The 25,989-nt window shown below is 33.6% G+C and carries 21 protein-coding genes; 4 read left to right on the forward strand and 17 right to left on the reverse strand.

All coding sequences use genetic code 11. The annotated features are described in order from the left end of the window. Positions 1–8 precede the first annotated feature (8 nt). Together KW502_RS06455 and KW502_RS06460 are read right to left on the reverse strand one after the other, a co-directional pair. Positions 9–1,070 carry a mechanosensitive ion channel family protein gene (locus tag KW502_RS06455; RefSeq protein ID WP_219039719.1) on the reverse strand — a complete coding sequence of 354 codons (1,062 nt, stop codon included), beginning with the start codon at positions 1,068–1,070 and terminating at the stop codon, positions 9–11. 5 nt (positions 1,071–1,075) lie between these two features. After that, positions 1,076–2,863 carry a mechanosensitive ion channel family protein gene (locus KW502_RS06460; RefSeq protein ID WP_219039720.1) on the reverse strand — a complete coding sequence of 596 codons (1,788 nt, stop codon included), beginning with the start codon at positions 2,861–2,863 and terminating at the stop codon, positions 1,076–1,078. Between the two features lie 153 nt (positions 2,864–3,016). Here KW502_RS06460 and KW502_RS06465 point away from each other — a divergent pair, with 153 nt between their 5' ends. The 3 genes from KW502_RS06465 to KW502_RS06475 all read left to right on the forward strand — a co-directional run bounded on the left by KW502_RS06465 (position 3,017) and on the right by KW502_RS06475 (position 5,290). Then, a complete protein-coding gene (locus tag KW502_RS06465; RefSeq protein ID WP_219039721.1) occupies positions 3,017–3,382 on the forward strand; it encodes an LVIVD repeat-containing protein in 366 nt (121 codons plus the stop codon). Between the two features lie 137 nt (positions 3,383–3,519). Beyond that, complete coding sequence (locus tag KW502_RS06470; protein ID WP_219039722.1) at positions 3,520–4,257, forward strand: LVIVD repeat-containing protein; 738 nt, start codon at positions 3,520–3,522, stop codon at positions 4,255–4,257. A gap of 127 nt (positions 4,258–4,384) precedes the next feature. Further along, positions 4,385–5,290 (forward strand): SMP-30/gluconolactonase/LRE family protein, encoded by a 906-nt coding sequence (locus KW502_RS06475; protein WP_255554141.1) that lies wholly within the window; start codon positions 4,385–4,387, stop codon positions 5,288–5,290. Between the two features lie 53 nt (positions 5,291–5,343). Here the strand turns inward: KW502_RS06475 and KW502_RS06480 are convergent, their stop codons facing one another. From KW502_RS06480 to KW502_RS06535, 12 genes are all read right to left on the reverse strand, one after another. Further along, complete coding sequence (locus KW502_RS06480; RefSeq protein WP_219039724.1) at positions 5,344–7,149, reverse strand: acyl-CoA dehydrogenase FadE; 1,806 nt, start codon at positions 7,147–7,149, stop codon at positions 5,344–5,346. 55 nt (positions 7,150–7,204) lie between these two features. After that, the gene (locus KW502_RS06485; RefSeq protein ID WP_219039725.1) at positions 7,205–7,555 is read right to left on the reverse strand and encodes a four helix bundle protein; all 351 of its coding nucleotides are present in this window, start codon (positions 7,553–7,555) and stop codon (positions 7,205–7,207) included. A gap of 45 nt (positions 7,556–7,600) precedes the next feature. Further along, on the reverse strand, positions 7,601–8,788 hold the full coding sequence (locus KW502_RS06490) for an acetyl-CoA C-acyltransferase (protein WP_219039726.1): 1,188 nt from the start codon (positions 8,786–8,788) through the stop codon (positions 7,601–7,603). 65 nt (positions 8,789–8,853) lie between these two features. Further along, a complete protein-coding gene (locus KW502_RS06495) occupies positions 8,854–9,201 on the reverse strand; it encodes a four helix bundle protein (protein ID WP_219039727.1) in 348 nt (115 codons plus the stop codon). 57 nt (positions 9,202–9,258) lie between these two features. Then, entirely contained in the window at positions 9,259–11,664 is a 2,406-nt protein-coding gene (locus KW502_RS06500; RefSeq protein ID WP_219039728.1) for a 3-hydroxyacyl-CoA dehydrogenase/enoyl-CoA hydratase family protein, read from the reverse strand. 2 nt (positions 11,665–11,666) lie between these two features. Continuing rightward, positions 11,667–12,119, reverse strand: coding sequence for a MarR family winged helix-turn-helix transcriptional regulator (locus KW502_RS06505; RefSeq protein ID WP_219039729.1), 453 nt, complete (start codon positions 12,117–12,119; stop codon positions 11,667–11,669). Between the two features lie 137 nt (positions 12,120–12,256). Next, entirely contained in the window at positions 12,257–14,038 is a 1,782-nt protein-coding gene (locus KW502_RS06510; protein ID WP_219039730.1) for an AMP-dependent synthetase/ligase, read from the reverse strand. Positions 14,039–14,171: 133 nt separating this feature from the next. Next, positions 14,172–15,560 (reverse strand): glycosyltransferase family 2 protein, encoded by a 1,389-nt coding sequence (locus KW502_RS06515; protein WP_219039731.1) that lies wholly within the window; start codon positions 15,558–15,560, stop codon positions 14,172–14,174. A gap of 215 nt (positions 15,561–15,775) precedes the next feature. Then, positions 15,776–16,387 carry a hypothetical protein gene (locus tag KW502_RS06520; protein ID WP_219039732.1) on the reverse strand — a complete coding sequence of 204 codons (612 nt, stop codon included), beginning with the start codon at positions 16,385–16,387 and terminating at the stop codon, positions 15,776–15,778. 58 nt (positions 16,388–16,445) lie between these two features. Next, a complete protein-coding gene (gene purL, locus KW502_RS06525) occupies positions 16,446–20,105 on the reverse strand; it encodes a phosphoribosylformylglycinamidine synthase (RefSeq protein ID WP_219039733.1) in 3,660 nt (1,219 codons plus the stop codon). Positions 20,106–20,223: 118 nt separating this feature from the next. Further along, positions 20,224–22,113, reverse strand: a complete 1,890-nt coding sequence (locus KW502_RS06530; RefSeq protein WP_219039734.1) for an endonuclease — start codon at positions 22,111–22,113, stop codon at positions 20,224–20,226. A 6-nt stretch (positions 22,114–22,119) separates the two neighbouring features. Continuing rightward, a complete protein-coding gene (locus tag KW502_RS06535) occupies positions 22,120–23,334 on the reverse strand; it encodes an RsmB/NOP family class I SAM-dependent RNA methyltransferase (RefSeq protein ID WP_219039735.1) in 1,215 nt (404 codons plus the stop codon). A 74-nt stretch (positions 23,335–23,408) separates the two neighbouring features. Between KW502_RS06535 and KW502_RS06540 the strand changes: the two genes are divergently transcribed. Next, positions 23,409–24,470, forward strand: a complete 1,062-nt coding sequence (locus KW502_RS06540) for a WD40/YVTN/BNR-like repeat-containing protein (RefSeq protein WP_219039736.1) — start codon at positions 23,409–23,411, stop codon at positions 24,468–24,470. An 8-nt stretch (positions 24,471–24,478) separates the two neighbouring features. Here the strand turns inward: KW502_RS06540 and KW502_RS06545 are convergent, their stop codons facing one another. Genes KW502_RS06545 through KW502_RS06555 form a run of 3 tightly spaced genes read right to left on the reverse strand, consistent with a single transcriptional unit; the run spans position 24,479 to position 25,986 of the window. Beyond that, entirely contained in the window at positions 24,479–24,901 is a 423-nt protein-coding gene (locus KW502_RS06545) for a hypothetical protein (protein ID WP_219039737.1), read from the reverse strand. 3 nt (positions 24,902–24,904) lie between these two features. Continuing rightward, complete coding sequence (locus KW502_RS06550) at positions 24,905–25,402, reverse strand: hypothetical protein (protein WP_219039738.1); 498 nt, start codon at positions 25,400–25,402, stop codon at positions 24,905–24,907. Positions 25,403–25,434: 32 nt separating this feature from the next. Next, positions 25,435–25,986: an RNA polymerase sigma factor gene (locus KW502_RS06555; protein WP_219039739.1), complete on the reverse strand. Its 552-nt coding sequence runs from the start codon at positions 25,984–25,986 to the stop codon at positions 25,435–25,437. Positions 25,987–25,989 lie beyond the last annotated feature (3 nt).

The raw sequence follows: 25,989 nt of genomic DNA on the forward strand, positions 1-25,989 counted from the left end.
AAACTATCTCAAGAGTTATTATTTTCTAAAACAATTCTTGTTCTAGGAAGACTTTTTGGATAGTTTTCTTTTATATATTTAATCATTTTTTCTCGAATAAACACTCTTAAATCCCAATTGGTAGGCGAGTTTTTAGAACTTACTAAAGCTCTCATTTGCATAGATTTTTCGGTACATTCGGTAACTTGTAATACATTTACTTTACCATCCCAAAGAGGGGTACTTTTTAGAAGTCTGGTTAATTCTTCTCTTAAATCATCTACAGAAATATCATAGTCGGTATGCAGAAACACAGTTCCCATAATATCTGAAGTTGTACGCGTCCAATTTTGAAAGCTATTTTCTATAAAATAAGTAGAAGGAACCACTAATCTTCGCTTATCCCAAATTCTAATCACCACATAGGTGAGAGTGATTTCTTCAATCCATCCCCATTCTCCTTCTACAATTACCGCATCTTCTAAGCGAATAGGTTGTGTAATAGCAATCTGTATACCAGCTAATAAAGTGGCAATTGCTTTTTGTGCTGCTAAACCTACAATAATACCTGCAATACCAGCAGAAGTAAGTAAACTTATACCAATGTTTCGAATACTTTCAAAACTCATTAAAGTAATACCGATGGCTAAAATTACTAGAATAAAGATGATAATATTTTCAAGAATTGTAAATTGTGTATATACTTTTCTTGCTTTTAAATTATCTTCTTTAGAGACATCATATTTACTCAATAACCTTCGTTTAAAAACTTTAAATAAAAGAATAAGAAACCAAGTAATAGAAACAACTAACAGAATTAAAATAAGGTGTGAGGCTAAATAATTGAAATTTTCATCTATAAAAACTTTTGAAGCTTTTCCAATCCAGATTACAATAGCAATTAGAAAAAGAAGTAGAGGTATTTGAATTCTTTTAGCGAAATTTATGGGTAAAATATTTCTAGGATTTTTACCAATTTTCTTTATAAAAAGATACGCGCCCCAAAATGATATAATTATTCCTATAACACCATAAATAATATATTTTAAGGTAAGCTGTGTAATATTAACTTCTTCTGAACTGAAAGTCATTAAATTTAGTCTTTATCTTTTTGTGGATTAGATTTTTCTTTTACTGAAGGGAATTCTTGCACTCTAACTCTAGAAGTAGAAAGATTTTCGCCATTTTCTAAGGTACTTATAAATCTTACTAACTCTTCTCTAAGTTCACAATGTAAATCCCAAGTTGAAGAGGCATCTTTAGAGCTACATAAACATCTAATTTTTATCGCTTTTTCTGTAGTATCTACCACTTGTACGATGGGAGGGTGGTCTTCATCCCAATCATCACTAGCTTCTAAAAGTTCTTCAAATTTTTTTCTTACCTTTTTAACATCAATCTTATAATCTGCGTATAAAATAATAGGTCTAATTTGATGGGCAGAAGTCATTGACCAGTTCTCAAATGTATTAGAAATAATATATTTAAGCGGAACCACTAATCTTCTCCAATCCCAGGTTCTCACTACCATATAGGTAAATTTAATATCTTCAACATACCCCCAATCATCATCAATAATTATGGTATCTCCAATTCTGGCAGGTTTTGTAATTGCAATTTGTATACCTGCTACAATATTCCCTAAAGTACTCTGAGCTGCAATACCTAATATGACGGTGGCAACACCTGCAGAAGCTAAAAGTGAAATACCTAATTTTTCTAATGATCTAAATTGAGAGAGTACGACTGAAGCCCCAATGATAATCACTAAAAACGTAATTATTCTTCTAGCAACAGAAACGTAGGTAAGCATTCGTCGAGCTTCAGTATTTTCTTCTACAGAGGTGTCACCAATTTTATTTTCAGCAACGTATAGCATAAAATAGTCAATCATTCGCATAATAAACCAAGTAATCGTTCCTATGACCAATATTAAAAGAATAGCATAAATTGCACTGGCAAATTTACCTGTAAATGAAATAAGATGATTTAATAATAAATAAAAGGCTAAAACACCAATCGCAAATCCTGCGGGTTTAGCTAATTTATTTGCAATATTTTTAAGCCATTTTTTGTTTGATTTTAATAATATTTTTTTTAAAAAATAAGCAACAAATTTACCGATGTAATAGCAAATAAACAGTAACACTAAAGCACCTACAAATTTCCAAACGGGCATATTAAAAATTCTAATTCTAGCCCAATCTGGCATCATTCTATCTAACTTACGTGGTCCATAAGTAGCATACATCGCATCAATATTTTCTACTGTATTGGGAGAAATAAGCCAAAAAGATCCGTAATCTTTATATTTTACACGTTGTACTCTAAAGACAATGCCTTTACCGTCAAGATCTACTTCTCCAAAAACGATACTTCTTCGTGGTTGCCCTGCTACAGCTTGATTAGTGTTAGTTTGTATATCTATTTGACCATCAGCTCGATCAGGAAGTTCATCCCAATTAATATTTACACGCTGATTAATTACAAAATATAATTTCTCTGCTAGAGTAGCCGCATCTTTTTTAGTGATGTTATCTGGAAATAAATTTAAATTAAGTGCATATGCAGCTTCTTCATAATCTTCATTTCTAGATTTTATAATAAAATGCTCTAAGGTAGATTGTGGCGTTTGAAAATTGATTTGGTTAGGAGGTAAACCAATACTTTCATTAACCCGATCTAACACATAGTAAGCATTATTATAATCTTTAATGGCATTAGCTCTAAATTTCCCTTCATTTTTTACGGTAGGAGATTTACTAGGGAAATTATTAATTTGTTTTTGTGATGTGGTGTCTTGAGTTTCTTGAGCCTGAGTGAACGATAAATTCAAGCATAGAAACAAACATATTAAAATTGAAGTTGAATAGTTTTTTGTCATGAGTCACAAGTTACTGGCTTTTTTTTATAGATTTTATTAGTGTTTTGTTAAAACTGAATTTCTATTAGATAAAGAAATTGTAAATTATAATAATTAGCAACCAACTATTATTGAATAATGGTATCTACTATTTAACTAATTAATTGACAAATTATGAAACACTTACTCCTACTTTTTAGTTGTGCAATTTGTTTGCAATCATGTATTCGCTGGAATGATGATGATGAAATTATAGCTGAAAGCAATTATGAAGCTATTACGCAATCCCGAGATATTTTTGAAAATAGTATTACTTTGGAATCTTCAAAACCTATAAATACTGCGGGCAAAATATATGTAAAAGATAATTATATTTTTATAAATGAGGTAAAAGAAGGTTTTCACGTATTTAATAATATTAATCCAGAAGAGCCAGAAGCGATCTCATTTATAAGCGTACCTAGTGCTACAGATTTGGCTATTAGAGATAATATCATTTACGTTCATCATTTTGTAGATTTAGTAGCCATTATGATTTAAATACAAATCAAATTCTAAGTATTAGCAGAACTGAAAATGTTTTCCCTCCACTAATTTCTCCAGATGGTTTTTCTGCAGAATATTTTGAAGTATCTCCAAATAATGTAATTGTAGGTTATCAACTTAAACATTAAAAAATGAGAAAAATTATACTTTTAGTGTTAATTCTAGTAATTAATGCTTGCAGTTCAGATAGTAGTGATATGGCTTCAAATAGTTCAGATGGAGTTGGAGGCAGCTTAGCTAGATTTATACTTTCAGGAAACTATTTATATATTGTAGGTGATGAGTCATTAAATATTTTTGAAATTACCGATGGTGAAAATCCTGTTTTTAAAGGAAGCACTTATATAGGATTTGATATAGAAACTTTATATGGTTTAGGCGATAAGCTTTTCGTAGGAAGTCGGTTAGGTATGTATATTTACGATATTTCTTCTCCAGAAAATCCTTTACAATTAGCAGAAGTTAACCACGTTAGAAGTTGCGATCCTGTAGTATCGTCTGGAGATTTCACCTATGTTACCTTACACACAAATTCAGCTTGTGAAGGAAATATTAATCAACTAGAAATTTATAATACTGAAAATCCACTCTATCCCGAGCTTTTAACAACCGTACAAATGAATCAGCCAATTGGATTAGGGCTTTACCAAAATTTCCTATTGGTAACAGATCTAGATGTAGTTCGAGTATTAGATGTTTCAGAACCTCAATATCCAAATTTTGTATCTTCAATTCCTGTAAAAGTTTTTGACGTAATTATAAGAGGGGAAGAGTTATTCGTGATCGGAGAAGAAAGTCTTACTCAATTTAAAATTTCTATTGCCGAGAATGAATTTAATTACTTAGAAACAAGCGGAATAGAATTTTAAGCGGGGTATTCATTATTTATGATTGATTAGTTCACAATTTTAAAAGTATTTTATTGCTTCAATAAAAAGCTTTTCTTTTTTAATGACTAAATTTGAAACTTAAAAAACTTAAAAAATTGTATTGAACATGAGAAAGCACCTTTTAATACTTGCCGTTTGTAATTTTTTACTTTTGACAGTCGGTTGCAAAACATATAATTCACCTATTCAAAAAGGAGCAAAACCAGAATTAATTTCTAATGAATTTGAATTTACCGAAGGTCCGGCATCAGATCGAGAAGGGAATGTCTATTTTACAGACCAACCCAATAATCAAATTCTAAAATGGGATGCTAAAACCAATTCTATTTCTGTTTATATGAAAGATTCAGGAAGATCAAACGGAATGTATTTTGATGATAACGAAAATTTATGGACGTGTGCCGATGAAAATTTTCAATTATGGAAAATTACTCCCGAAAAAAAAGTGTCTGTAATTTTAGATGGTTATAAAAGTAAAAACTTTAACGGTCCTAATGATCTTTGGATAGATGAAAAGGGAGGTATATATTTTACAGATCCTTATTATCAAAGAGATTATTGGAATAGAACTTCTCCAGATATGGAAAAGAGAAGTGTGTATTATCTTTCTCCAGATCATAAAACCGTAAAATCAGTTGCAGAAGGTTTTGTACTTCCTAACGGAATTATAGGTTCTTCTAAAAACCATATTTTATATGTTTCAGATATTTCAAATGAAGATATTCACACTTATAAAATTGAAGACGACGGTACGCTAAGTAATAAAAGATTATTTGCAAATATGGGGTCTGATGGGATGACGTTAGATAGCGAGGGAAATCTTTATGTTACCGGAAACGGTGTTACCATTTTTGATAAAAAAGGAAACAAAATAGATCATATTGAAATTAATAAAAATTGGACAGGTAATGTGACTTTTGGAGGAGCAAATGAAGATATTTTATTTATAACCGCTTCCGATGCAGTTTATACACTTAAAATGAAAACCCACGGAATTCGATGGAATCATTAAATAACAAAAGAGCTGCCAATTGGCAGCTCTTTTTATTTTCATCAAGTTGTATTTTAAAAACAGTATTTATTTTCAGCGATCAGTTTATCGGCAATCTCAGTTCTTAATTTTACTACATTTGGGAAGTTATCGTATTTGGTAAAACGTTTTAATCCCATTAGCATCATTCGTAATTCATCACCTTCAGCAAAAGAGATGATACCTTCTTTTGCTTTTGCATTGATTTTTTCAACAGCATTGTAAAGATACAATTGTGACATTTTGATTTGTTCTTTCTGACTTTCTTCACTAGAACGTTTGGCATTCTTTTCAGTTCTTAAAATAGCCGATTCTGCCATATAAACTTCAATCAAAATATCTGAAGCTGCTAATAATAATTGCTGATGTTCTTCCAGTTGAGGTCCGAATTTTTGAACAGCACTTCCGGCAACCATTAAAAATACTTTTTTCAGTTTTTTAATCATTTCTTTTTCTTCGGCAAATAATTCAGAATAATCTGGTTTATCGAAAGACGGAATTCCCATTAATTCTTCTCCCACCGCTTGTGCTGGTCCTAAAAGACCTACGTGACCTTTCATTGCTTTTTTTACGAGCATTCCTACACAAAGCATTCGGTTAATTTCATTGGTTCCTTCGTAAATTCTAGAAATACGAGCGTCTCTCCACGCGGCTTCCATTGGCGTATCGGCAGAGAAACCCATTCCTCCAAAAACCTGAATTCCTTCATCTGAACAATTCTGAATATCTTCTGAACAAGCAACTTTCAAAATAGAACATTCAATGGCGTATTCTTCAACCCCTTTTAATTCGGCTTCAGAATGAGAGCTTCCACTTTCCATACGCATCTGAATTCGGTCTTCAATATTTTTAGCCGCTCTGTAAGAAGCCGATTCTCCCACATAAGCGGAAGTTGCCATTTCTGCCAATTTTTGCTTAATAGCACCAAATTGAGCGATTGGCGTTTTAAACTGAACACGCTCATTTGCATATTTTACAGCGTTAGTGGTTACACGACGTTGCGCGTCTAAACAAGCGGCAGCCAATTTTATACGACCAATGTTTAAGGCATTCATCGCAATTTTGAAACCTTCGCCACGTGCAGCTAACATATTTTCTACGGGAACTTTGGTTTCGTTGAAGAAAACTTGACGGGTAGAAGAGGAGTGAATTCCGAGTTTCTTCTCTTCTTCGCCAAATGAAATTCCGTTTTCAGTATCGTTTTCTACGATAAATCCGGTAATATTTTTATCATCTTCAATTCGCGTAAAAACAATAAATACGTTCGCAAAACCAGCATTAGAAATCCACATTTTTTGTCCGCTAATGCTGTAATGTTTTCCGTCTTCAGAAAGTACGGCTTTGGTTTTTCCTGAATTGGCATCGCTACCAGCTCCAGGTTCTGTTAAACAATACGCACCAAACCATTCTCCGGTGGCTAATTTAGAAACGTATTTCTTTTTTTGCTCTTCGGTACCGTAAAGTGTGATTGGCATTGTTCCAATTCCGGTATGTGCTCCAAAAGCGGTTGCGATCGATCCGGTAGCGCCAGAAATATAATCACAAACTAACATTGTTGAAACAAATCCCATTCCGAGTCCGTCATACTCTTCTGGTACAGCCACACCTAAAAAACCAAGTTCTCCAGCTTTTTGCATCACCTCTTCGGTGAGTTTATAATCTTTCTTTTCGAAGCGCTCTCGATGCGGAATAATTTCACGTTCTACAAATTCTTGTACAGAATCTTTCATCATTTTCTGCTCCTCATTAAAATCTTCAGGAGTAAAAATGTCGTCGCACTTGGTTTCTTTTACTAAGAATTGACCACCTCTTAATAGTTCTTTATCTGTTTTAGTTTCCATTTTTATTTTTTTGAATTTTGAATTATAAATTTTGAATGATTATAATTCAGTAGTGTTAAACATTTTTTCTTGCTGTAATTATAATTTTTGTGATGATATTGATTATATGAGTTATTTCTCTTATTTCATTTGAAACATTAATTTCAGTTAATTCAGATTCACTAAGTAGTCTTAACCAATATTTTGTTTCTCTTGCTTCTTTTGAGGCGATTGACATTTTATTAATGAAATCTCGTTTCGATTGAGCAGCTGTTGCCTCTTGAACATTAGCTCCAATGCTCGTAGAAGATCTCAACATTTGCTTTGAAATTATGAACTCTTTTTCTTCCTGAAGTTTCTTGAAAAGAGAAATTATACTCAGAGAGAATTTGAAAGTCTTATCGGCTATGATATTTTCAGTTTTCAAACTATTCTCAAATCTAATTCAACATTCAGCATTCAAAATTCATAATTAGAAAACCTCATAAACTCCCGCAGCGCCTTGCCCAGTACCAACACACATTGTTACCATTGCGTATTTATTGTTGAGGTTACGTTTGCGCATTTCATCAAAAATCTGCACCGATAGTTTTGCTCCCGTACAACCTAACGGGTGCCCCATAGAAATGGCTCCACCGTTCACATTTACCAAATCTTGATTTAAGCCCAATTCACGAATTACCGCTAATGACTGAGAAGCAAAAGCTTCATTCAATTCGATTAATGAAATATCATCTTGTTTTAATCCGGCTTGTTTAATAGCTTTTGGAATGGCTTTTACAGGTCCAACACCCATAATTCTTGGTTCTACACCCACAGCGGTATAACTCACCATTCTAGCAATAGGTTCAAGGTTGAGTTCTTTTACCATTTCCTCACTCATCACCATCACAAAAGCAGCGCCATCACTCATTTGCGAAGAATTACCGGCAGTTACACTTCCGCCTTCAGCAAATACAGGACGTAATTTATTCAATACCGCTTCAGAAGTGTCTTTACGCGGACCTTCATCTTTATTTACGGTATAGCTTTTAGTTTTCTTTTTACCTTCAGCGTCTACATAAGTTTCATCGATAGTTATGGGAACGATTTGATCTTGAAAACGATCTTCGGCTTGTGCTTTTATAGCTTTTTGGTGTGAATTGTAAGCAAATTCATCTTGATCTTCGCGAGAAACTTTATACTGATTGGCAACCGCTTCCGCAGTTAATCCCATTCCCCAGTAATAATCTTCGTGACCTTCCTTTGCTAGTTTATAATCGGGTACGGGTTTATAGCCACCCATTGGGATGTAGCTCATACTCTCGGCACCACCAGCAATGATACAATCTGCCATTCCACTTTGAATTTTTGCTGAAGCAATGGCGATCGTTTCTAATCCTGACGCGCAATAACGATTCACCGTCATCCCAGCAACATCTTCGGTTTTAAGTCCCATTAACGAGATTAACCTACCTACGTTTAAACCTTGTTCAGCTTCGGGCATTGCATTACCCACAATCACGTCGTCGATACGGTTTTTATCAAATTCCGGGAGTTTATCCATCATATATTCGATGGTTTCCGCTGCCAGTTCATCTGGTCTTTTAAATCTGAACACACCACGAGGAGCTTTTCCCACGGCTGTTCTGTATGCTTTTACTATATATGCTGTTTTCATTTTTTTAGTATTTAGAATTTAGAAGTGTATATCGTATTTCGTAAAATGTATACTCTATTTCATTTCTATAATGTCGATTGTAATTTGATAATCATATTTTGAATATGCTGAATTTCACTTTCAAAATCTTCAAAATCATCTACACCTAAAAAATTCAGATTTTTGGCAATTATCATTTGAGTTTCTAGTTCAAATGCAGATCCAAGAGCTATTCCTAAAAAATTAGCAAAATCTTTATTAGTCTTTCTTCCGCATCCTTCTGCAATGTTGGAAGGTATCGATATGGCAGATCTTCTAATTTGAGAAGTTAATCCATAAAGCTCTTCTTTTGGAAAATTCTGACTCTTCGTATAGGTATCGGTAACTAGATCAATTGCTTTTTGCCAAACTTTTAGTTCTTTGAAGTAATTCATAAATTTTTCAAATTTCAGTCTACGATTTACATTTTACAGTATACAATCAATCTACACTTAGTTTCTAAGTGGTTTTCCTTTTTGCAACATATGCTGAAGGCGTTCTAATGTTTTTCGTTCTCCGCAAAGGCTTAAAAAAGCTTCACGTTCTAGGTCTAATAAATATTGTTCACTTACATACGAAGCTTCAGATAAATCTCCACCAGCCATTACGTAAGCTAACTTATTAGCGATTTTCTTATCGTGATCGCTAATGTATTTTCCGGCATTCATCTGGTCGGTTCCTACGTAGAACGCTCCGAGTGCTTGTTTACCTAACACTTTAATATCATTCCGTTTAATAGGTTGCGTGTATCCATTTTCTGCCATTAATAAGGCGTGTTTCCTCGCGATGGTTAATTGATTATCACGATTTACCACTACAATATCTTTTCCTTTCTGAAGAATATTAGTATCGTAAGCTTCGTAGGCTGAAGTTGATACTTTTGCCATACCAATGGTTAAGAAATTCTCTCGTAATCTATTCAATTCTACATCATCTTTTTGGTAAGTATCTGCCGCTCTAACTGTCATTTCTTTAGAACCACCGCCGCCAGGAATTACGCCAACACCAAATTCAACCAAACCAATATAAGTTTCAGCGTGAGCCACTATTTTATCGGCGTGAAGCGAAAGTTCGCAACCACCACCTAACGCCATATTGTGCGGAGCAGAAACAGTTGGAATAGAAGAGTAGCGCATACGCATCATGGTATCTTGAAAATACTTGATGGCCATATTCAGCTCGTCGTATTCCTGTTCAACCGCCATCATAAAAATCATTCCGATATTGGCACCGACTGAGAAGTTTTTCCCATCGTTAGAAACTACGAGTCCGCGGTATTCTTTTTCAGCTAAATCAATCGCTTTGTTGATTCCGTCGAGCACATCACCACCAATTGAATTCATTTTACTGCGGAATTCCAGATTCAAAATCCCATCGCCTAAATCTTCAACGACAACTCCACTGTTTTGGAAAACCGCTTTAGACTCACGAATATTATCTAGAATGATGTAAGAGTCTTGCCCCAGAACTTTTACGTGTTCTTTCTTCGGAATTTCATAATAATAGGTATTTCCTTCTTTTACTGAATAAAATGAAGTAATGCCGGCACCTACCATTTCGGTCACCCAAGCTGCAGGCTCGTAACCTTCAGCTTTCATCATTTCGATTCCTTTTTCTACGCCAATAGCATCCCAAACCTGAAACGGCCCATGTTCCCAACCAAAACCGGCTTGCATTGCATCATCGATTTTGTAAAGTTCATCGGTAATTTCTGGGATTCTGTTAGAAGCGTAAGCAAATAATGCAGAAAAGTTCTTGCGGTAAAATTTACCTGCTTTTCCTTCATCTTTAATTAAAACTTTATAGCGATCGCTAAGTTTATCGATGGTTTTAGTTTGTTCTAAAACACTAAATTTCGCACTCTTTCGATCACGAAATTCCATTTTATCTAGATCAAGCGATTTGATTTCGCTGGAACCATCTTTTTTCTTTTCTTTTTTATAAAAACCTTGTCCGGTTTTGCTCCCTAACCATTTGTTATCCATCATTTTTTGGATAAAATCTGGAAGTTTAAAAAGCTCGTGAGCTTCGTCTTCGGGAACGTTTTCGTAAAGACCGTTAGCAACGTGAACGAGCGTGTCTAAGCCAACCACATCTACGGTACGGAAAGTAGCCGATTTTTGGCGACCAATTACCGGTCCGGTAAGTTTATCGACTTCTTCAATAGTCATATCCATATCTTTTACCATATGGAATAAGCTCATAATGCTGAAAATCCCTACACGATTTCCGATGAAAGCCGGAGTGTCTTTAGCGATTACCGATTTTTTTCCGAGGAATTTTTTTCCGTAGTGATTCAAGAAATCTAAAACCTCTTTTGAAGTATCGGGTCCTGGAATAATTTCGAATAAACGTAAATAACGTGGAGGATTAAAAAAGTGTGTTCCGCAGAAATGCTTCTGGAAATCTTCACTTCTTCCTTCATTCATAAATTTAATGGGAATTCCGGAGGTATTCGAGGTAATTAAAGTTCCTAGAGTTCTATGTTTTTCAAGCTTCTCAAAAACTTGTTGTTTAATATCTAATCGTTCTACCACCACTTCGATAATCCAATCTACTTTAGAAACTTTAGCAATATCATCTTCTAAATTTCCTGTCGTAATGCGATTGGCAAAATCTTTATGATAAATAGGCGAGGGCTTCGATTTTAAAGAGTTTTGCAAAGATTCGTTAACGATACGATTGCGTACTTCTTTATCTTCTAAGGTAAGTCCTTTTTTTTGTTCCTTTTCATTGAGTTCTCGCGGAACGATATCGAGCAGTAAGACCTCGACGCCAATATTGGCGAAATGGCAAGCAATACCGCTACCCATAATTCCTGAACCAATGACAGCAACTTTATTGATTTTTCTGTTCATAATTATTTTACTGTGGTTTCAGGTTTATAAATTTTTTTGTTGTTGATTAAATCCATAATTGTATTGGCAACATCTATAAAAGTTTTGATGTCTTTTTCTGGAACTGAATTTTTTATAGCTTCATCAAACTTTAATACAACTTCTTTAGAAAAAGCTCTCATTTCTCTACCATATTCTGTAAGTGTAATTAGCACACTTCTGCCATCTTCTGGGTTTTTTTTTCTATCAATAAGTCCTTTTTCTTGCATGGATTTTAATGTTCTTGAAAGACTAGTAGCTTCCATTCCCATTTTTGGTCCTAAAGAGGTAGATGGGGTGCCTTCTTCGGGATCTATATTTAGCAAAGCAAAGCCTGTTGCCATAGTACTTCCTTGCTTGCCTGCTTCTTCATTATACATCTTAGCGACAGCAATCCAAGTGGCGCGAAGTACATAATCTATTGTTTTCTCTCTCATAATTTTAATATACCCATCAAATATAACGAAAAACATTATGCATGCATAATAATATAACTAATAATTTCATTTAAATTAATCATATTTATAAAAAAACTCCTCAATAATGAGGAGTTTAACAATAACTTAATGTGTTTTTAATGAAGTTCGTAAATGTCATGATAAAGATCTATGTACATTTCTTTAATAACTTTTCTTTTCATTTTCATGGTTGGAGTAAGTTGCCCACTTTCTACTGTCCAAATATCTGGAGTAAGTCTAAACTGTTTAATACGTTCCCATTTTCCGAACCTTTCATTATAGAAATCTACCTCTTCTTGAATGCGATTATTTACATCTCTATTTTTTATAAGTTCTTCATTAGTTGAACCTAAAATAATTTTTTTTCGTTTAGCCCATTCTTGAATGAATTCAAAATTTGGTTGAATTAATGCTGCAGGCATTTTCTGACCTTCACCTACAACCATAATTTGTTCTATAAAGCGAGATTGTTTCATCGAGTTTTCGATAACTTGTGGTGCCACATATTTACCACCAGAAGTTTTAAACATTTCTTTCTTTCGATCGGTTATTTTTAAAAACCCTTCGTGATCGATTTCACCAATATCTCCGGTATGGAAATATTTCTCACTCGTTAATACTTCATTTGTTTTCTCTTCATCATGATAATAACCAATCATAACCTGAGGACCTTTAACTAATATTTCACCATCTTCAGCAATTTTCACTTCGGTATCTGGAAGAGGTTTACCGACAGTGCCTACTTTGAAACCTCCACCTCTTATATCATTGACCGCAATTACGGGAGAAGTTTCTGTGAGTCCATAGCCTTCCATAACTCCAATTCCAGCTGCATTAAAAACTCTGGCTAATCTTGGTTGTAAAGCAGCACTTCCAGAGGCAATTACTTTTAATCTACCACCGAGGGCTTCTTGCCATTTACTAAAAATAAGTCGACGTGCTATTTTTAGCTTAAATTCATACCACCAGCCATTTCTTTCATAAGGTTCCCACTCTAAACCTAATTCAACTGCCCAATAAAATAAATTCTTTTTAACCCCCGTTAAATCTGTACCTTTTGCAATTATCTTGTCGTAAACTTTTTCTAAAAGTCTTGGTACGGCAGACATCACATGAGGCTTTACTTCTTTTAAATTTTCACTTATTTTATCGATTGATTCTGCAAAATAAATGCTTACCCCAGCATATTGATACATATATAATAACATGCGTTCATAAATATGACATATAGGAAGAAAGCTAATTGCAGTGTTACTACCGCCTTCAAGAGGTAAGCGGGTAGAACTATTTAGAGCATTACTTGTGATGTTTTTATGAGAAAGCATTACTCCTTTAGGTTTACCAGTCGTACCAGAGGTATAGATGATTGTGGCTAAATCATCTTCAGTAATCGTAGATTTAATACGATCTACTTCTGATTGATTACTATTGTCTTCACCAAGCTCGAGGAGTTCTGACCAATTTTTAGTATTTATAATTTGGTCAAAAGAATAGACGTCTTTTAAACTAGGAATTTTTTCTTTTATTTTATTGACTTTGGCTAAAACTTCTTCATCTGAAACGAAGCAATATTTAGCACCACAGTGATTAAGAACATATGCATATTCTTCTTCAGATATGGTAGGGTAAACAGGCACATCTTGTGCGCCTATTTGTAAAATCCCTATGTCCATAATATTCCATTCCGTTCTGTTAGAAGTAGAAATAAGTGCAATCTTATCGTTAGGATTAACCCCCATTCTCAATAAGGCCCTACTAATTTTATTAGCTTTAGCTATATATTCTTCAGTAGAAGTCGCAATCCATTCGCCATTGTATTTAGTTACTAAGGCTTGATTTAGATTAAATTTTTCTAACTGATAATATGGAAAATCGAATAATCTTTTAATTTCAGTCATAAGAAGATGTCAATTTATATACTGCAAAATATAAAAATTACTCTTCAATTGGTATTAAATTTTTATAAAAAGACTATTTAAATAAATATATTGATAGTAAAACATTGATTTACTATGAATTTCTATAAAATATTTAATTTTTATTTAGAGCCATAGCCATTTTTTTTTGAGGTAATTCTCTAGTTAACCATCCACTTTTACTTGCTGTAGCGATAGCATAAGGGGTAATCCAAAATAAAGTGAATGTATAAAATATACTATAAGGATAAGCCCAAAATGAATCTGATATATCATGTTTCTTAGCATAAAATAGAGCTTGAACGCTAGAAAGTACTAATATACTTACCAGTGCCGAAGTTATAAATAATAGTGGCGAAGAAACTATAAAGTAAAGCATTACTAATAATAGCGGATAAGCACATAATATTTTTACCCATTGGTTTAATAATAATATTCTTGTACCTGATTTAGCGCCTTCTCTAAAATTTTTAAAGGCAAATTTACTCATGGCAATATTTTCTCTAACGTTACTTCTTTCCCAACGTATAAACATTTTATACAAGTTTTTGTAACGCTCAGGAATGTTAGTGAATACGAAAGCATTACGTTGAAATAATACATGGTAACCTTGTTTTAAAATCATATTTGTCATGGCACGATCTTCACCAATATCTGAAGGTTGACCGTTAAAAGTTTGGTTAATCCAATCTGAAAGACAGTTTAAAACTGCTTCTTTACGGTAAGCAGCTAAAGCTCCAGGTGTACACATTACTGTACCTAATGTACTTTGCGCTGAACGTACAAATTCAAAACTAAAGGCAAAGCTTACATTTAACATTCTTGGGATAAGTGCTTTTTTACGATTTAAAACTCTTACATTTCCAGCAACAGCACCACATTTCTCGTTGCCTACAAAAGGGCTAGCCATGTTTCTAAGTGTATTTTTTTCTACAATAGAATCACTATCTACAGTTATAAAAATATCTCCAGTCGCTAACTTAAAACCTCTATGTAATGCGTGTCTTTTTCCTTTATTTTTAGGTTGTTGATAGATGGCTAAACGTTCTCCTAGCTCATTTTTAGCTTTCAGCATCCAGTTCCAGGTATCATCCTTACTGCCATCATCAATAGAAATAAGTTGCATTTTTTCTTCAGGATAATCACTTTCTGCTAAACTTATTAAAGTTTTGTAAACTAACTCTCCTTCATTATAAGCGGGTACAATTATTGTAGAAGTGGGTAATGATTCATTATCTACTGGTTTTACAACTTTATATTTTAAGTATAAAACAAACAAGTAGATTAGAAAACTGATTTGAATAGCCAATAAGGTAAAGCCAACATATTTTAATATATGGTCAAAGCCAGTATTCATTTTTTCTAATTGCATTTCTTGAAAATACGGAAAGAAAAAATAGGCTGTGGCTAAGGCTCCAAAAAGCAATAAAAAAGTACCTAATAAAACTAATTGTTTAGAAGAGTTTGAAAATTTATTTTTGGGTAACACTGATTCTTTTTCCATGAGTAGTTTTTTTAATTTGTATTACAGTAGGTTCGAAATAAGATATTCTAATTCTGTGCCATATGTATAATGTGTTCAAAAACAGTTATTTATAATGTATCTTGTTTTTGTATACTGTGGAAAAATTCCCCAAAAAGTGTGGAATTAAGCTCATAAAAAAACACCTGAGGATTCTCAGGTGTTTTTTTATGAGCTTAATTAAATTAAATAATGTTTTATTCTTTTACTTTTACGTTTAATGTTTCATAACTATCAGATTTAATCCCTAAAAGGCCATATTTCGATTTTCCTTTAGGAATTTCCATACCGTAGATATCATAAAGCATTAATTCTTTTTCAAAGTTTTTATTTGCACCGCTAGCACCTAATAGGTTTCCTGCAGCGAGACCAGGTCCCAAAATTAATCCAATAGGAGTTGAGCTACTAGATTCTCCATTAGAATTAGTTGTATAAAAATTTAAAGGAGTAAGTAAAAGATAAAATAAATACCATCCCGGTTCTTGTTTTAATTCTTCAAAAACTCTTTTAGAGTCTACGATTTGAGCTTCTTTACCATCTGAAAATTGGATAGTAATATCTCTACCAAGCATTAAATCACGTTCTGTATTATTAGTAATCTTAAATGCGACTAGTTTAATATCTTTTTTTTCTTCTTTCTTTCTATATTTTTTATGAAGTAAATCATATTTGTATTCTATTCTAACATTATCATCTTCATTTTTAGATATGTATTTAATTTTTTCTGGTTCAATGACCCTATATTTAGAAGCACAACTCGTTAATAGGTAGAAGATGAAACATAGTGAAAATGTTAATTTTATTTTCATTTTTGAATTAAATAGTTAATATTTTATTAAAGTTTATTTGCAATAATAATAAAATATTTTATTTCTCTAACCATTTTTTTGCATTAACAAAAGCTTCTAACCAAGGTGTTACTAGATCTTCTTTTCTATCTTTTGGATAGTAACCCCAATTCCAAGAAAAGGTAGAACGCTCTAAGTGTGGCATCATTACTAAATGACGACCAGAATTATCGGTAAGCATCGCGGTGTTAAAATCTGATCCGTTAGGGTTGGCAGGATAATTTTCATATCCGTATTTACCTACAATGTTATAGTTGTCTTCAGCATAAGGAAAGCTAAATTTACCTTCACCGTGAGCTGCCCAAATTCCTAATTTACTACCAGCAAGATTGCCCAGCATTACCGAGTTGTTTTCGGCAATTTCTACTGAAGTAAAGTTACACTCAAACTTATGAGAATCATTGTGTAGCATTTTTGGTTTTTCTTCGTGATCTGGGTTTATTAGTCCTAGTTCTATAAATAATTGACAGCCGTTACAAACGCCAAGAGAAAGTGTATCTTTTCTGTCGAAAAAATTCTTTAAGGCCGTATTGGCTTTTTCGTTATAAAGAAATGCGCCTGCCCAACCTTTAGCACTTCCTAAAACATCAGAATTTGAAAAACCACCAACTGCTGCTATAAATTGAATATCTTCAAGCGTTTCACGACCACTAATTAAATCTGTCATGTGTACATCTTTCACATCAAATCCTGCAAGATGCATGGCACGAGCCATTTCACGTTCAGAATTAGATCCTTTTTCGCGAATAATCGCTGCTTTTATTTTTTCTTTCCCAGTATCAATTTTAGGAAGTGTTCCTGTAAAGCCTTCTGGGAATTTATAAGAAAGCGGATGTTTTTTATAATTATTAAATCTTTCGGTAGCTTTTGTTTTTCCGCTTTGTTTTTGGTCTAATAAATAAGATGTTTTAAACCAAACATCACGGTATATTTCAATATCGAAAATGAAATTATCACTGTGATTTAAAACTTTTAATTCAGGACTTTTAGTGACCAGACCTAATTTAAAAAATTCAACATCGTTTTCATTTAAAATTGTTTCAACTGAATCGTCTTTTGCTTGAAATACAATTCCACTATTTTCATTGAATAAAACTTTAACTGAATCTTCTTCATTCAATTTAGAAAGGTCTAATTCTGCTCCTAAATTATGATTAGCAAAACACATTTCTAAAAGCGTTGTAATTAAACCTCCAGAAGCTACATCGTGCCCAGCTAGAATTAAATTTTCTTTGATGAGTTTTTGAATGGTATTGAATGCTGAAGCAAATTTCTTATCATCTTTAATGGTAGGAACTTCGGTACCAATTTTATTTAAAATTTGAGCGAAAGAAGAACCTCCTAGTTTAAACTTATCTTGTGAGAAATTGATGTAATAAACAGCTCCGCCTTCTTGTTGAAAAACAGGTTCAACTACTTTAGCAATTTCATTACAATTTCCCCCAGCAGAAACGATCACTGTTCCTGGAGCGATTACTTCTTTATCTGGATATTTTTGCTTCATTGAAAGCGAATCTTTTCCTGTAGGAACATTCACTCCTAGGGCTAACGCAAAGTTAGATAAACCTTCAACAGCGTCATACAAACGTGCATCTTCACCTTCATTGTTACAAGGCCACATCCAATTGGCTGAAAGTGATACCGATTTAAGTCCTTCTTTTAACGGAGCCCAAACCATATTGGTTAACGCTTCAGCAACTGAATTTTTAGAACCCGCCACAGGATCTATTAAAGCAGAGATAGGGGAGTGACCAATACTAGTGGCAACCCCTTCTTTACCATTGTAATCTAATGCCATTACTCCAACATTGTTTAATGGCAATTGTAGAGGTCCGGCGGTTTGTTGTTTAGCCACACGCCCAGAAACACAACGGTCAACTTTATTGGTTAACCAGTCTTTACTGGCTACGGCTTCTAATTGTAAAACTTGTTGTACGTAATCGTAAATTTTAGAAGTGTCATAAGACAATTCAGCATAGTTGCGATTTATTTTTTTATCATTCATAATGGTTTTAGGAGAACTTCCAAACATATCTGAAAGTGCTAAATCCATCGGTTTTTCGCCAGTAGTACTACTTTTAAATGTAAATTGATGATCACCAGTAACTGTACCTACTTGATACATTGGAGAGCGTTCACGTTCTGCAACACGTTTTAAGGTAGCAATTTGTTCTTTGCTAATCACTAACCCCATACGTTCTTGAGACTCGTTACCTATAATTTCTTTAGCAGAAAGTGTAGGATCACCTACTGGAAGTTGATCTAAATCTATTTTTCCGCCCGTATCTTCTACCAATTCACTAAGGCAGTTTAAATGTCCGCCAGCACCGTGATCGTGAATAGAAACGATTGGGTTTGTTTCCGCCTCAACCATACCGCGAATAGCGTTGGCCGCACGTTTTTGCATTTCCGGGTTTGAACGTTGAATAGCATTTAATTCAATACCACTGCTAAATTCTCCTGTATCTGCAGAAGAGACTGCGGCACCGCCCATCCCAATTCTATAGTTTTCACCTCCTAAAATTACGATGGCATCATCGGTTTGCGGAGTAGCTTTAATGGCTTGGTCTTTTTTACCGTAACCAATACCACCGGCTAGCATAATTACTTTATCGAAACCTAAATCGCGGTTATCTTCGGAATGTTCAAAAGTTAATACTGAACCAGCAATTAAGGGTTGCCCAAATTTATTCCCAAAATCTGAAGCTCCGTTAGAGGCTTTAATTAAAATATCCATGGGAGTTTGATACAACCATTTGCGCTCTTGCATCGCTTTTTCCCAAGGTCTCTCTTCTAATCTACTATAAGAAGTCATATAAACCGCAGTTCCTGCCAATGGTAAAGAACCTTGGCCGCCAGCTAAACGGTCTCTAATTTCACCACCGCTTCCCGTTGCTGCTCCGTTAAAAGGCTCTACGGTTGTTGGGAAGTTGTGTGTTTCTGCTTTTAAAGAAATAACCGAATTAAACTCTGTATTCTGATAAAAATCTGGCTTATCGGCAGACTTTGGAGCAAACTGCTCTACTTTAGGTCCGTTGATAAAGGCAACATTATCTTTATATGCTGAAACTATTTCGTTTGGATTTTCTTCTGAAGTTTTCTTGATAAGTTTAAAAAGTGAAGAAGGTTTTTCTACGCCATCAATTACGAATGTACCGTTGAAAATTTTATGACGACAGTGTTCTGAGTTTACTTGCGAAAACCCAAACACTTCAGAATCGGTTAACTTCCTGCCCAGTTTTTCAGAAAGTTGTTCTAAGTATTTTACTTCTTCGTTATTTAAAGCTAAACCTTCTTGTTGGTTGTAAGCTTGTATATCTTCAATTTCAATTACTTTTTCAGGCTGAAGGTGAATGTCGTAAATATCTTGCGTTAATGCTGGATATTTTTGAGATAACATTGGGTCAAAATCTGTCTCTTCTTTTGAAACGCTATAAAATTCTTCTATACGAATAATTCCTTCAATCCCCATATTTTGGGTGATTTCTACAGCATTGGTACTCCAAGGAGTAACCATAGCAGCACGCGGGCCTACAAAATCTCCTTCTAAAGTTTCTTGATCAATTTGAGAGGTGTTCCCAAAAAGCCAATTAAGTTTTTGAGTGTCTTCTAGTGTTAAATCTTTTTGAACTTGCACCGCATAAACGGTAGCTGCTGGGTTCCCGAAGAAAAGAATCATAAATTGGTTTGTTTGTGTTGTGTGTTAAAAACGCAAATTTAACTCATTATACTGAATTTGAGATATAAAAAAAGCGACAAAATTTTGTCGCTTTTTTATGATACATCGTTAGTGACTTTTAGTTGATGATTAACTTTTTAGAAGCTGTTTTTCCTTCTGAAGAAACTTGTAATAAATATAGACCGCTTGCTAAATTTTCAACAGAAATTTGTGTTGCTGAATTTTTCTTTTGTTGAAGTAATCTTCCGTTAAGATCATAAATAGCATATTCAAATTCTTTAGCACTAGGAATTGAAATAGTTAGCTTTCCGTGCGAAGGATTGGGGTAGATATTTAGAGTCAACTGATTTTTGGTTGAAACAGATAAATTTTGTTCTCCTGTAATTCTAAAACTATCAACCGTCCAGCGTGTTGCATTTTCTCCGTTAGAAGTGTCGTATTTAAACGCAAAATATACATTGCCGCTGATTGAACTAATATCGATGTCATTAAATTCGAAAATAAGCTCGTTAGCATTACCTGATGGATGTTGCGGAATCGTTAGATTAGGAACAGCTGTCCAAGTTGTATTTGAAGGAGCGTTTGCAGCATTATAGTCTGTAGAATATAATAACTGTAATTCTGAATTACCGTAAGCTGCATCAGTGTAAAAACTTAGTTTTTCTTGCGTATAATTATCTAAGTTGATGCTGTTGGTGGTAATTAACCAATCTATACTTGGTATTTGACTTCCTTGCGAATAAGAATTCATCTGAAAACAACCTGTATTGTCTTCACCAAATTCGGTTTGGCATTGCCAATCTTGTGTACTTAATTCACTTACTGGAGTAAACTGTACGTTTTGGCAATCGTTAAAATCTTCAGAGAAAATTACTTCAGCAGCTTCTAGAGTGGTTACTGTTAACATATTACTCGCACTTGAAATATTTCCGTAGGCATCTAAAGCGAAAACTTCAAAATAGTAAGCTGTTTCCGGTGTTAAATTAGTTGCTAAATAAGTAGTATTCGTTGCTGAAATTGTAGCAACTTCAGCACCGTTTTGTTTGATTTGATAAGAAACTACTGCGATATTATCTGTAGCTGCATTCCAAGTTAGTTCAACTGAAGAATTCGTTAAATTATTGTAGTCTAAATTGGTTGGAGCAGTTGGTGATTGATTATCTGGAGTCCCCCAAATTTGAGCTGCGTATTGTGGATTGTCAACAAACGGATTTCTATTTCCTTGAAAAATATAAGCAGCGTTATTTCTGTCGATTTCTTTTTGAGAAACAGGATCTGCATTGTGCCAATCGATTAACATGGCTAACATCCAATCTTCAAAAACTTGGTTTGAAGTTCCATTTAGGGTAGCATCGCTCCCAGTATTAGAGGTTTCCCAACCTGAAATTTGATTTTCATAGCGTGTTGCCATATAAAAATATACACGTGCAAGATCTCCTTTAAACTCATCAATAGGTTCAAAAACAGTTCCGTTATATGCATTTGGAAAGTTATAATTATTATTCCCTTTTTTAGTTCCGTTTGTAGATGTCCAAGAAGCATTACCAACTTCACCATAAGGAAAATTACTACGTTGGCTATTAACTTGCCCATCGGTAGGAAAAATATGATGCATATCGGTATACATTGGTGAAGCATCGTTAAACCAACTTTTTGGAAATGAATGCTCACGATTGTAGCAGCCACCTTCAGAAGCACTCACATTTCCGCATTGATCACTTCCTAAGGTATAATTATATGCGTCTGTAGCATTAGGTTTTTCAGAATAGATATCTAAAACTGTCCCGTCATTTTCGTAATAATTATCTACATCTGAGGTGTAATAAGCATCCCAAAGGTCTCCGTAACCTTGAGCAGTATGACCATTAGATATAATACTACTTAATTCTGATTTTAAGGTGTAACCGCTTAATCCTTGAGCAGAAGAATAATAATTTGTGGGGATTTGTGCTTGTGTTGTTGCAACGCACAAGATTGCAATTAATAAAGAAAATAAATTCTTTTTCATATTTACTTATTTTGATTTTTCTAATAGGGCCATATAAAATCCATCATAGCCACTTTCGTGGGCTAAAACAATTTTTTGATTCAGTAGTCTAAAATCTTTTCCCGCTTCACGTTGAAGAAAAGCTTCTACTTGTTTTTGGTTTTCTGAAGGTAAAATAGAGCAGGTAGCGTAGACCATTTTACCATCATCTTTTAAAATCTTAGAATAACGATCTAAAATTTCAGCTTGCGTTTTTCTTATTTTTTCTAAAAATTCGGGTTGTAATTTCCATTTTGCATCCGGATTTCTACTTAAAACTCCTAAGCCGCTACATGGTGCATCAATTAATACACGATCTGCAGTATCGTATAATTTTTTGACCACTTTTGTATTCTCTATAGTTCGGGTGTCAATATTGTGAGCTCCCGCACGTCTAGCACGTCTTTTTAATTCTTTTAATTTATTTTCATAAATGTCTAAGGCAATAATTTGGCCCTTATTTTCCATTAAAGCAGCCAAGTGAAGTGACTTTCCTCCAGCTCCTGCACAGGTGTCTACCACGCGCATTCCTGGTTCTACTTCTAGAAAATCTGCTACGAGTTGGGAAGAAGCGTCTTGCACTTCAAATGCACCTTTCTTAAAAATTTCTGTTGAAAAAACATTGGCTCTTTCATTTAACTCTAAAGCATCTTTGTAACCTTTGATAGTGTGAGTTTCAATGTTCTCTTTAAATAAACTATCGCGTAACTCTTTTTTATTGTTTTTAAGCGTGTTGGTACGTAAAACTACTGGCGCCTGTAGGTTAAGTGCAGCAATTTCTTTAGTCCATTTTTCTTCGCCTAATTCTTTAACAGCTAATTCATCTAACCAATCTGGAATAGATTCTCTAAATTTTCTAGTCTGGCTAAGTTCATCAAATCTTCCTTTAATTCTTCGGGTTGGAGTATCTTCTAATTGTTTCCAGTCTGGAAGCTCAATGCCTCTTAGCGTAGCCCAAACAGCGAAAAGTCTAAATAGGTTAGGTCTAGAAAATGGCTCTTTAACTTCTGCAATTTCAGCATAAAGTCTTTTCCAACGTACAATATCATAAGTAGTTTCAGCAATAAAACTGCGGTCTCTAGAACCCCAACGTTTATCTCTTTTTAAAGCTTTGGCAATTTCTTTATCGGCATATTTATTTTCATTAAATACAGCCTTTAAGGTGTCTATAACTGCAAAAACTAAGTTTCTGTGCAATCGCATTTACATAAAATTTTAGTGCGCGAAGTTACGTAATTTAATATGTGAATAATGTTATATTTGAAAAAAAACTATTTATGAGAATTTTTACTTTGCTTATTTGTGTTCTCAGTTTAACTGCTTGTGTAAATGTAGCTCAACAAGAAAATGCTGTTCATCAATTCACATCGGTAAAAGTAGAAGGTATTTTTAACCATCCCGTTAGTATAAGGGCTTTAAAAATTAGTCCTGAACATATTTTTTATGCAGGTTCTAAGGGAAGTTTTGGATATTTAAATATGGCAGATCATTCGGTAGCTTTTATGGGAAATATAGCCGAAGCACCCACTAAAGAGTTTAGAGCTATAGGTAGTACAGGAGAATCTGATTTTATACTTAGCGCAGGAAACCCTGCCCAGCTTTATAAAGTGAATTATTTTGGAAAGCGTAAATTGGTTTATGAAGAGAAAAATGAAAAAGTTTTTTATGATGCCATGGGGTTTTGGAATGAAAATGAAGGTATTGCTATAGGCGATCCTACCGATGATTGCATGTCTATTCTTATTACGCGTGATGGAGGAGAGAGCTGGAAAAAGATTTCTTGTGATGAATTACCAAAAGCTATAGAAGGAGAAGCTGCTTTTGCGGCTAGTAATACTAATATTTCTATTGTGGGAGATCAAGCTTGGTTTGTGAGTGGAGGCAAAGTTTCTCGAATTTATAATTCAAAAGATAAGGGAGAAAGTTGGTCAGTTTCAAATTTACCTATCATTCAGGGTAAAGAGACTACAGGTGCTTATAGTCTAGATTTTTACAATCAAGATTTAGGAGTTGCCTTTGGCGGTGATTATACCAAGCCTAATGTTAATGTAGCTAATAAAATTTTCACTAAAAATGGAGGAGAATCTTGGGATGTTATCGCTAAAGGAGAAGGTCCTGGGTATAGAAGTTGTGTAAAGTTTGTACCTAACAGTGGTGGACAAGAAATTGTAGCTTTAGGTTTTAAAGGTATTTCTTACAGTGCAGACTATGGCGCTACTTGGAAACAAATAAGCGATGAACCTTTTTATACGTTCACTTTTGTAAATGAATTTGTAGCCTATGCTGCTGGAAATAATAGAATAAGTAGGCTAACTTTTATAGAAAATACTATAGAATAAATAACTTATTAATTTTTGTATTTTTCTAAAAGCATTTTATGAAAGTCATGCTCTGCTTTTTTTAACATCAATATTTTTTTGGGAGACATCATTTTTTTTAGTTCAATTACAAATTCTTTTCTAAGTTTTAAACGGTCTTCCTTCATCTGCATATAAGTAGCTAAAAGCTGTTCAGCATTTTTATCATCTAGTTGCTCAATAGTTTCTAGACCATTTTTTACTTCACACCATTTTTCATTATAAAGTCCTTCTTTTTTATCTTCAAATAAATTATAAATAGGCCAAAAGACTTGTGCTTCTTCTGGTGTTAACGAAAGGGCGTCTGTTATATAAGCGGTTTTTAAGGCTTCTATTTTTTCATCTTCGGCTTCTTGAGCTAAAGTGATGCCTGAAATAAAGAAGAAAGCGAGGTAAAAGAAATATTTTTTCATAATTTATTCGTCATTCAATAATGAAGCCATATCAGTATCGTTGCTTAAATATTCTAAAATAGCTTCACTATCTAAGGTGTTTAATTGAGATTGAAAATTATTAAGATTAGAGGTGTTGTCGTAATTGATTTCGTTTTCAAAATCAAATTCATTTTGCTCTAAATAATCTTCAATATCTATTTGGCTTATCGTGTTGTTTACAGTTACTACATTTGTTTCTTTATAAATTAACATGATAAATAATACGACTGCAGCAGCAGTTGTGATTGCTGTGAAAATTTTATTTCTGGAAATTGAAATTACTTTTGAAGTAGAAGGTTCTTCTTCAGGTAATGCTATATTTAAAGTTTTAAAATAATTATCTGGTGTTGTTAATCCGGAAGATTTAATTTGATCTAATGAATTGACTTTGTCTAAAGAAAAATTAACTTCAAAATTCTCAAAATATTCTTTGGGAACTTTAAAACCGGTATTTTTTGGTATGTTATTTTTCTCTTTCATGTCTAATTTAGACTTTAAATCTCTTTAAAGGTTTAATCTTCTTTTATATATTTTTCAATTTTTTTTGCAGCATGGTGGTAATTAGATTTACACGCTCCCTCAGACACTTCTAAAATTTCAGCAATTTCTTTATATTTTAGATCTTGAAAGTATTTCATATTAAAGACTTGTCGCTGCTTTTCTGGTAAGGTTGCTAAAGCTTTATGTAGAGCGAATTGTATATGATCGCCTTCAAAATATACATCACTTTCTAAATTATTAGCCAAGTAATCTTGCATTTCTTGACTAGAAAGTTGTAATTGTTTTGCTTTTTTATTTAAAAAGGTAATACTCTCGTTAGTGGCAATGCGGTACATCCAACTGTAAAGTTTACTTTCTCTTTTAAAATTTTTAATGTACCTAAAAACTTTTATAAATGTATTTTGTAATACATCATGAGTGTCTTCATGGTTTTTAACGATGTTTCTAATATGCCAATATAATCGTTCTTGGTATAATGCTACCAATTTAGAAAAAGCTTCTTCTTTTCTTTTTCCTTCTTGAAGTTGTTTAACAATTTGATCTTCTTCGTTTTGGGTAGGCATTTT

This window comes from Mesonia aestuariivivens (genome assembly GCF_019311235.1).
GTDB lineage: Bacteria > Bacteroidota > Bacteroidia > Flavobacteriales > Flavobacteriaceae > Mesonia > Mesonia aestuariivivens.

Coding starts and splice junctions, on each gene's coding strand:
- KW502_RS06455 (WP_219039719.1), bottom strand. CDS start 1,070: ATGACTTTCAGTTCAGAAGAAGTTAATATTACACAGCTTACCTTAAAA.
- KW502_RS06460 (WP_219039720.1), bottom strand. CDS start 2,863: ATGACAAAAAACTATTCAACTTCAATTTTAATATGTTTGTTTCTATGC.
- KW502_RS06465 (WP_219039721.1), top strand. CDS start 3,017: ATGAAACACTTACTCCTACTTTTTAGTTGTGCAATTTGTTTGCAATCA.
- KW502_RS06470 (WP_219039722.1), top strand. CDS start 3,520: ATGAGAAAAATTATACTTTTAGTGTTAATTCTAGTAATTAATGCTTGC.
- KW502_RS06475 (WP_255554141.1), top strand. CDS start 4,385: ATGAGAAAGCACCTTTTAATACTTGCCGTTTGTAATTTTTTACTTTTG.
- KW502_RS06480 (WP_219039724.1), bottom strand. CDS start 7,149: ATGGAAACTAAAACAGATAAAGAACTATTAAGAGGTGGTCAATTCTTA.
- KW502_RS06490 (WP_219039726.1), bottom strand. CDS start 8,788: ATGAAAACAGCATATATAGTAAAAGCATACAGAACAGCCGTGGGAAAA.
- KW502_RS06495 (WP_219039727.1), bottom strand. CDS start 9,201: ATGAATTACTTCAAAGAACTAAAAGTTTGGCAAAAAGCAATTGATCTA.
- KW502_RS06500 (WP_219039728.1), bottom strand. CDS start 11,664: ATGAACAGAAAAATCAATAAAGTTGCTGTCATTGGTTCAGGAATTATG.
- KW502_RS06505 (WP_219039729.1), bottom strand. CDS start 12,119: ATGAGAGAGAAAACAATAGATTATGTACTTCGCGCCACTTGGATTGCT.
- KW502_RS06510 (WP_219039730.1), bottom strand. CDS start 14,038: ATGACTGAAATTAAAAGATTATTCGATTTTCCATATTATCAGTTAGAA.
- KW502_RS06515 (WP_219039731.1), bottom strand. CDS start 15,560: ATGGAAAAAGAATCAGTGTTACCCAAAAATAAATTTTCAAACTCTTCT.
- KW502_RS06520 (WP_219039732.1), bottom strand. CDS start 16,387: ATGAAAATAAAATTAACATTTTCACTATGTTTCATCTTCTACCTATTA.
- purL (WP_219039733.1), bottom strand. CDS start 20,105: ATGATTCTTTTCTTCGGGAACCCAGCAGCTACCGTTTATGCGGTGCAA.
- KW502_RS06530 (WP_219039734.1), bottom strand. CDS start 22,113: ATGAAAAAGAATTTATTTTCTTTATTAATTGCAATCTTGTGCGTTGCA.
- KW502_RS06535 (WP_219039735.1), bottom strand. CDS start 23,334: ATGCGATTGCACAGAAACTTAGTTTTTGCAGTTATAGACACCTTAAAG.
- KW502_RS06540 (WP_219039736.1), top strand. CDS start 23,409: ATGAGAATTTTTACTTTGCTTATTTGTGTTCTCAGTTTAACTGCTTGT.
- KW502_RS06545 (WP_219039737.1), bottom strand. CDS start 24,901: ATGAAAAAATATTTCTTTTACCTCGCTTTCTTCTTTATTTCAGGCATC.
- KW502_RS06550 (WP_219039738.1), bottom strand. CDS start 25,402: ATGAAAGAGAAAAATAACATACCAAAAAATACCGGTTTTAAAGTTCCC.
- KW502_RS06555 (WP_219039739.1), bottom strand. CDS start 25,986: ATGCCTACCCAAAACGAAGAAGATCAAATTGTTAAACAACTTCAAGAA.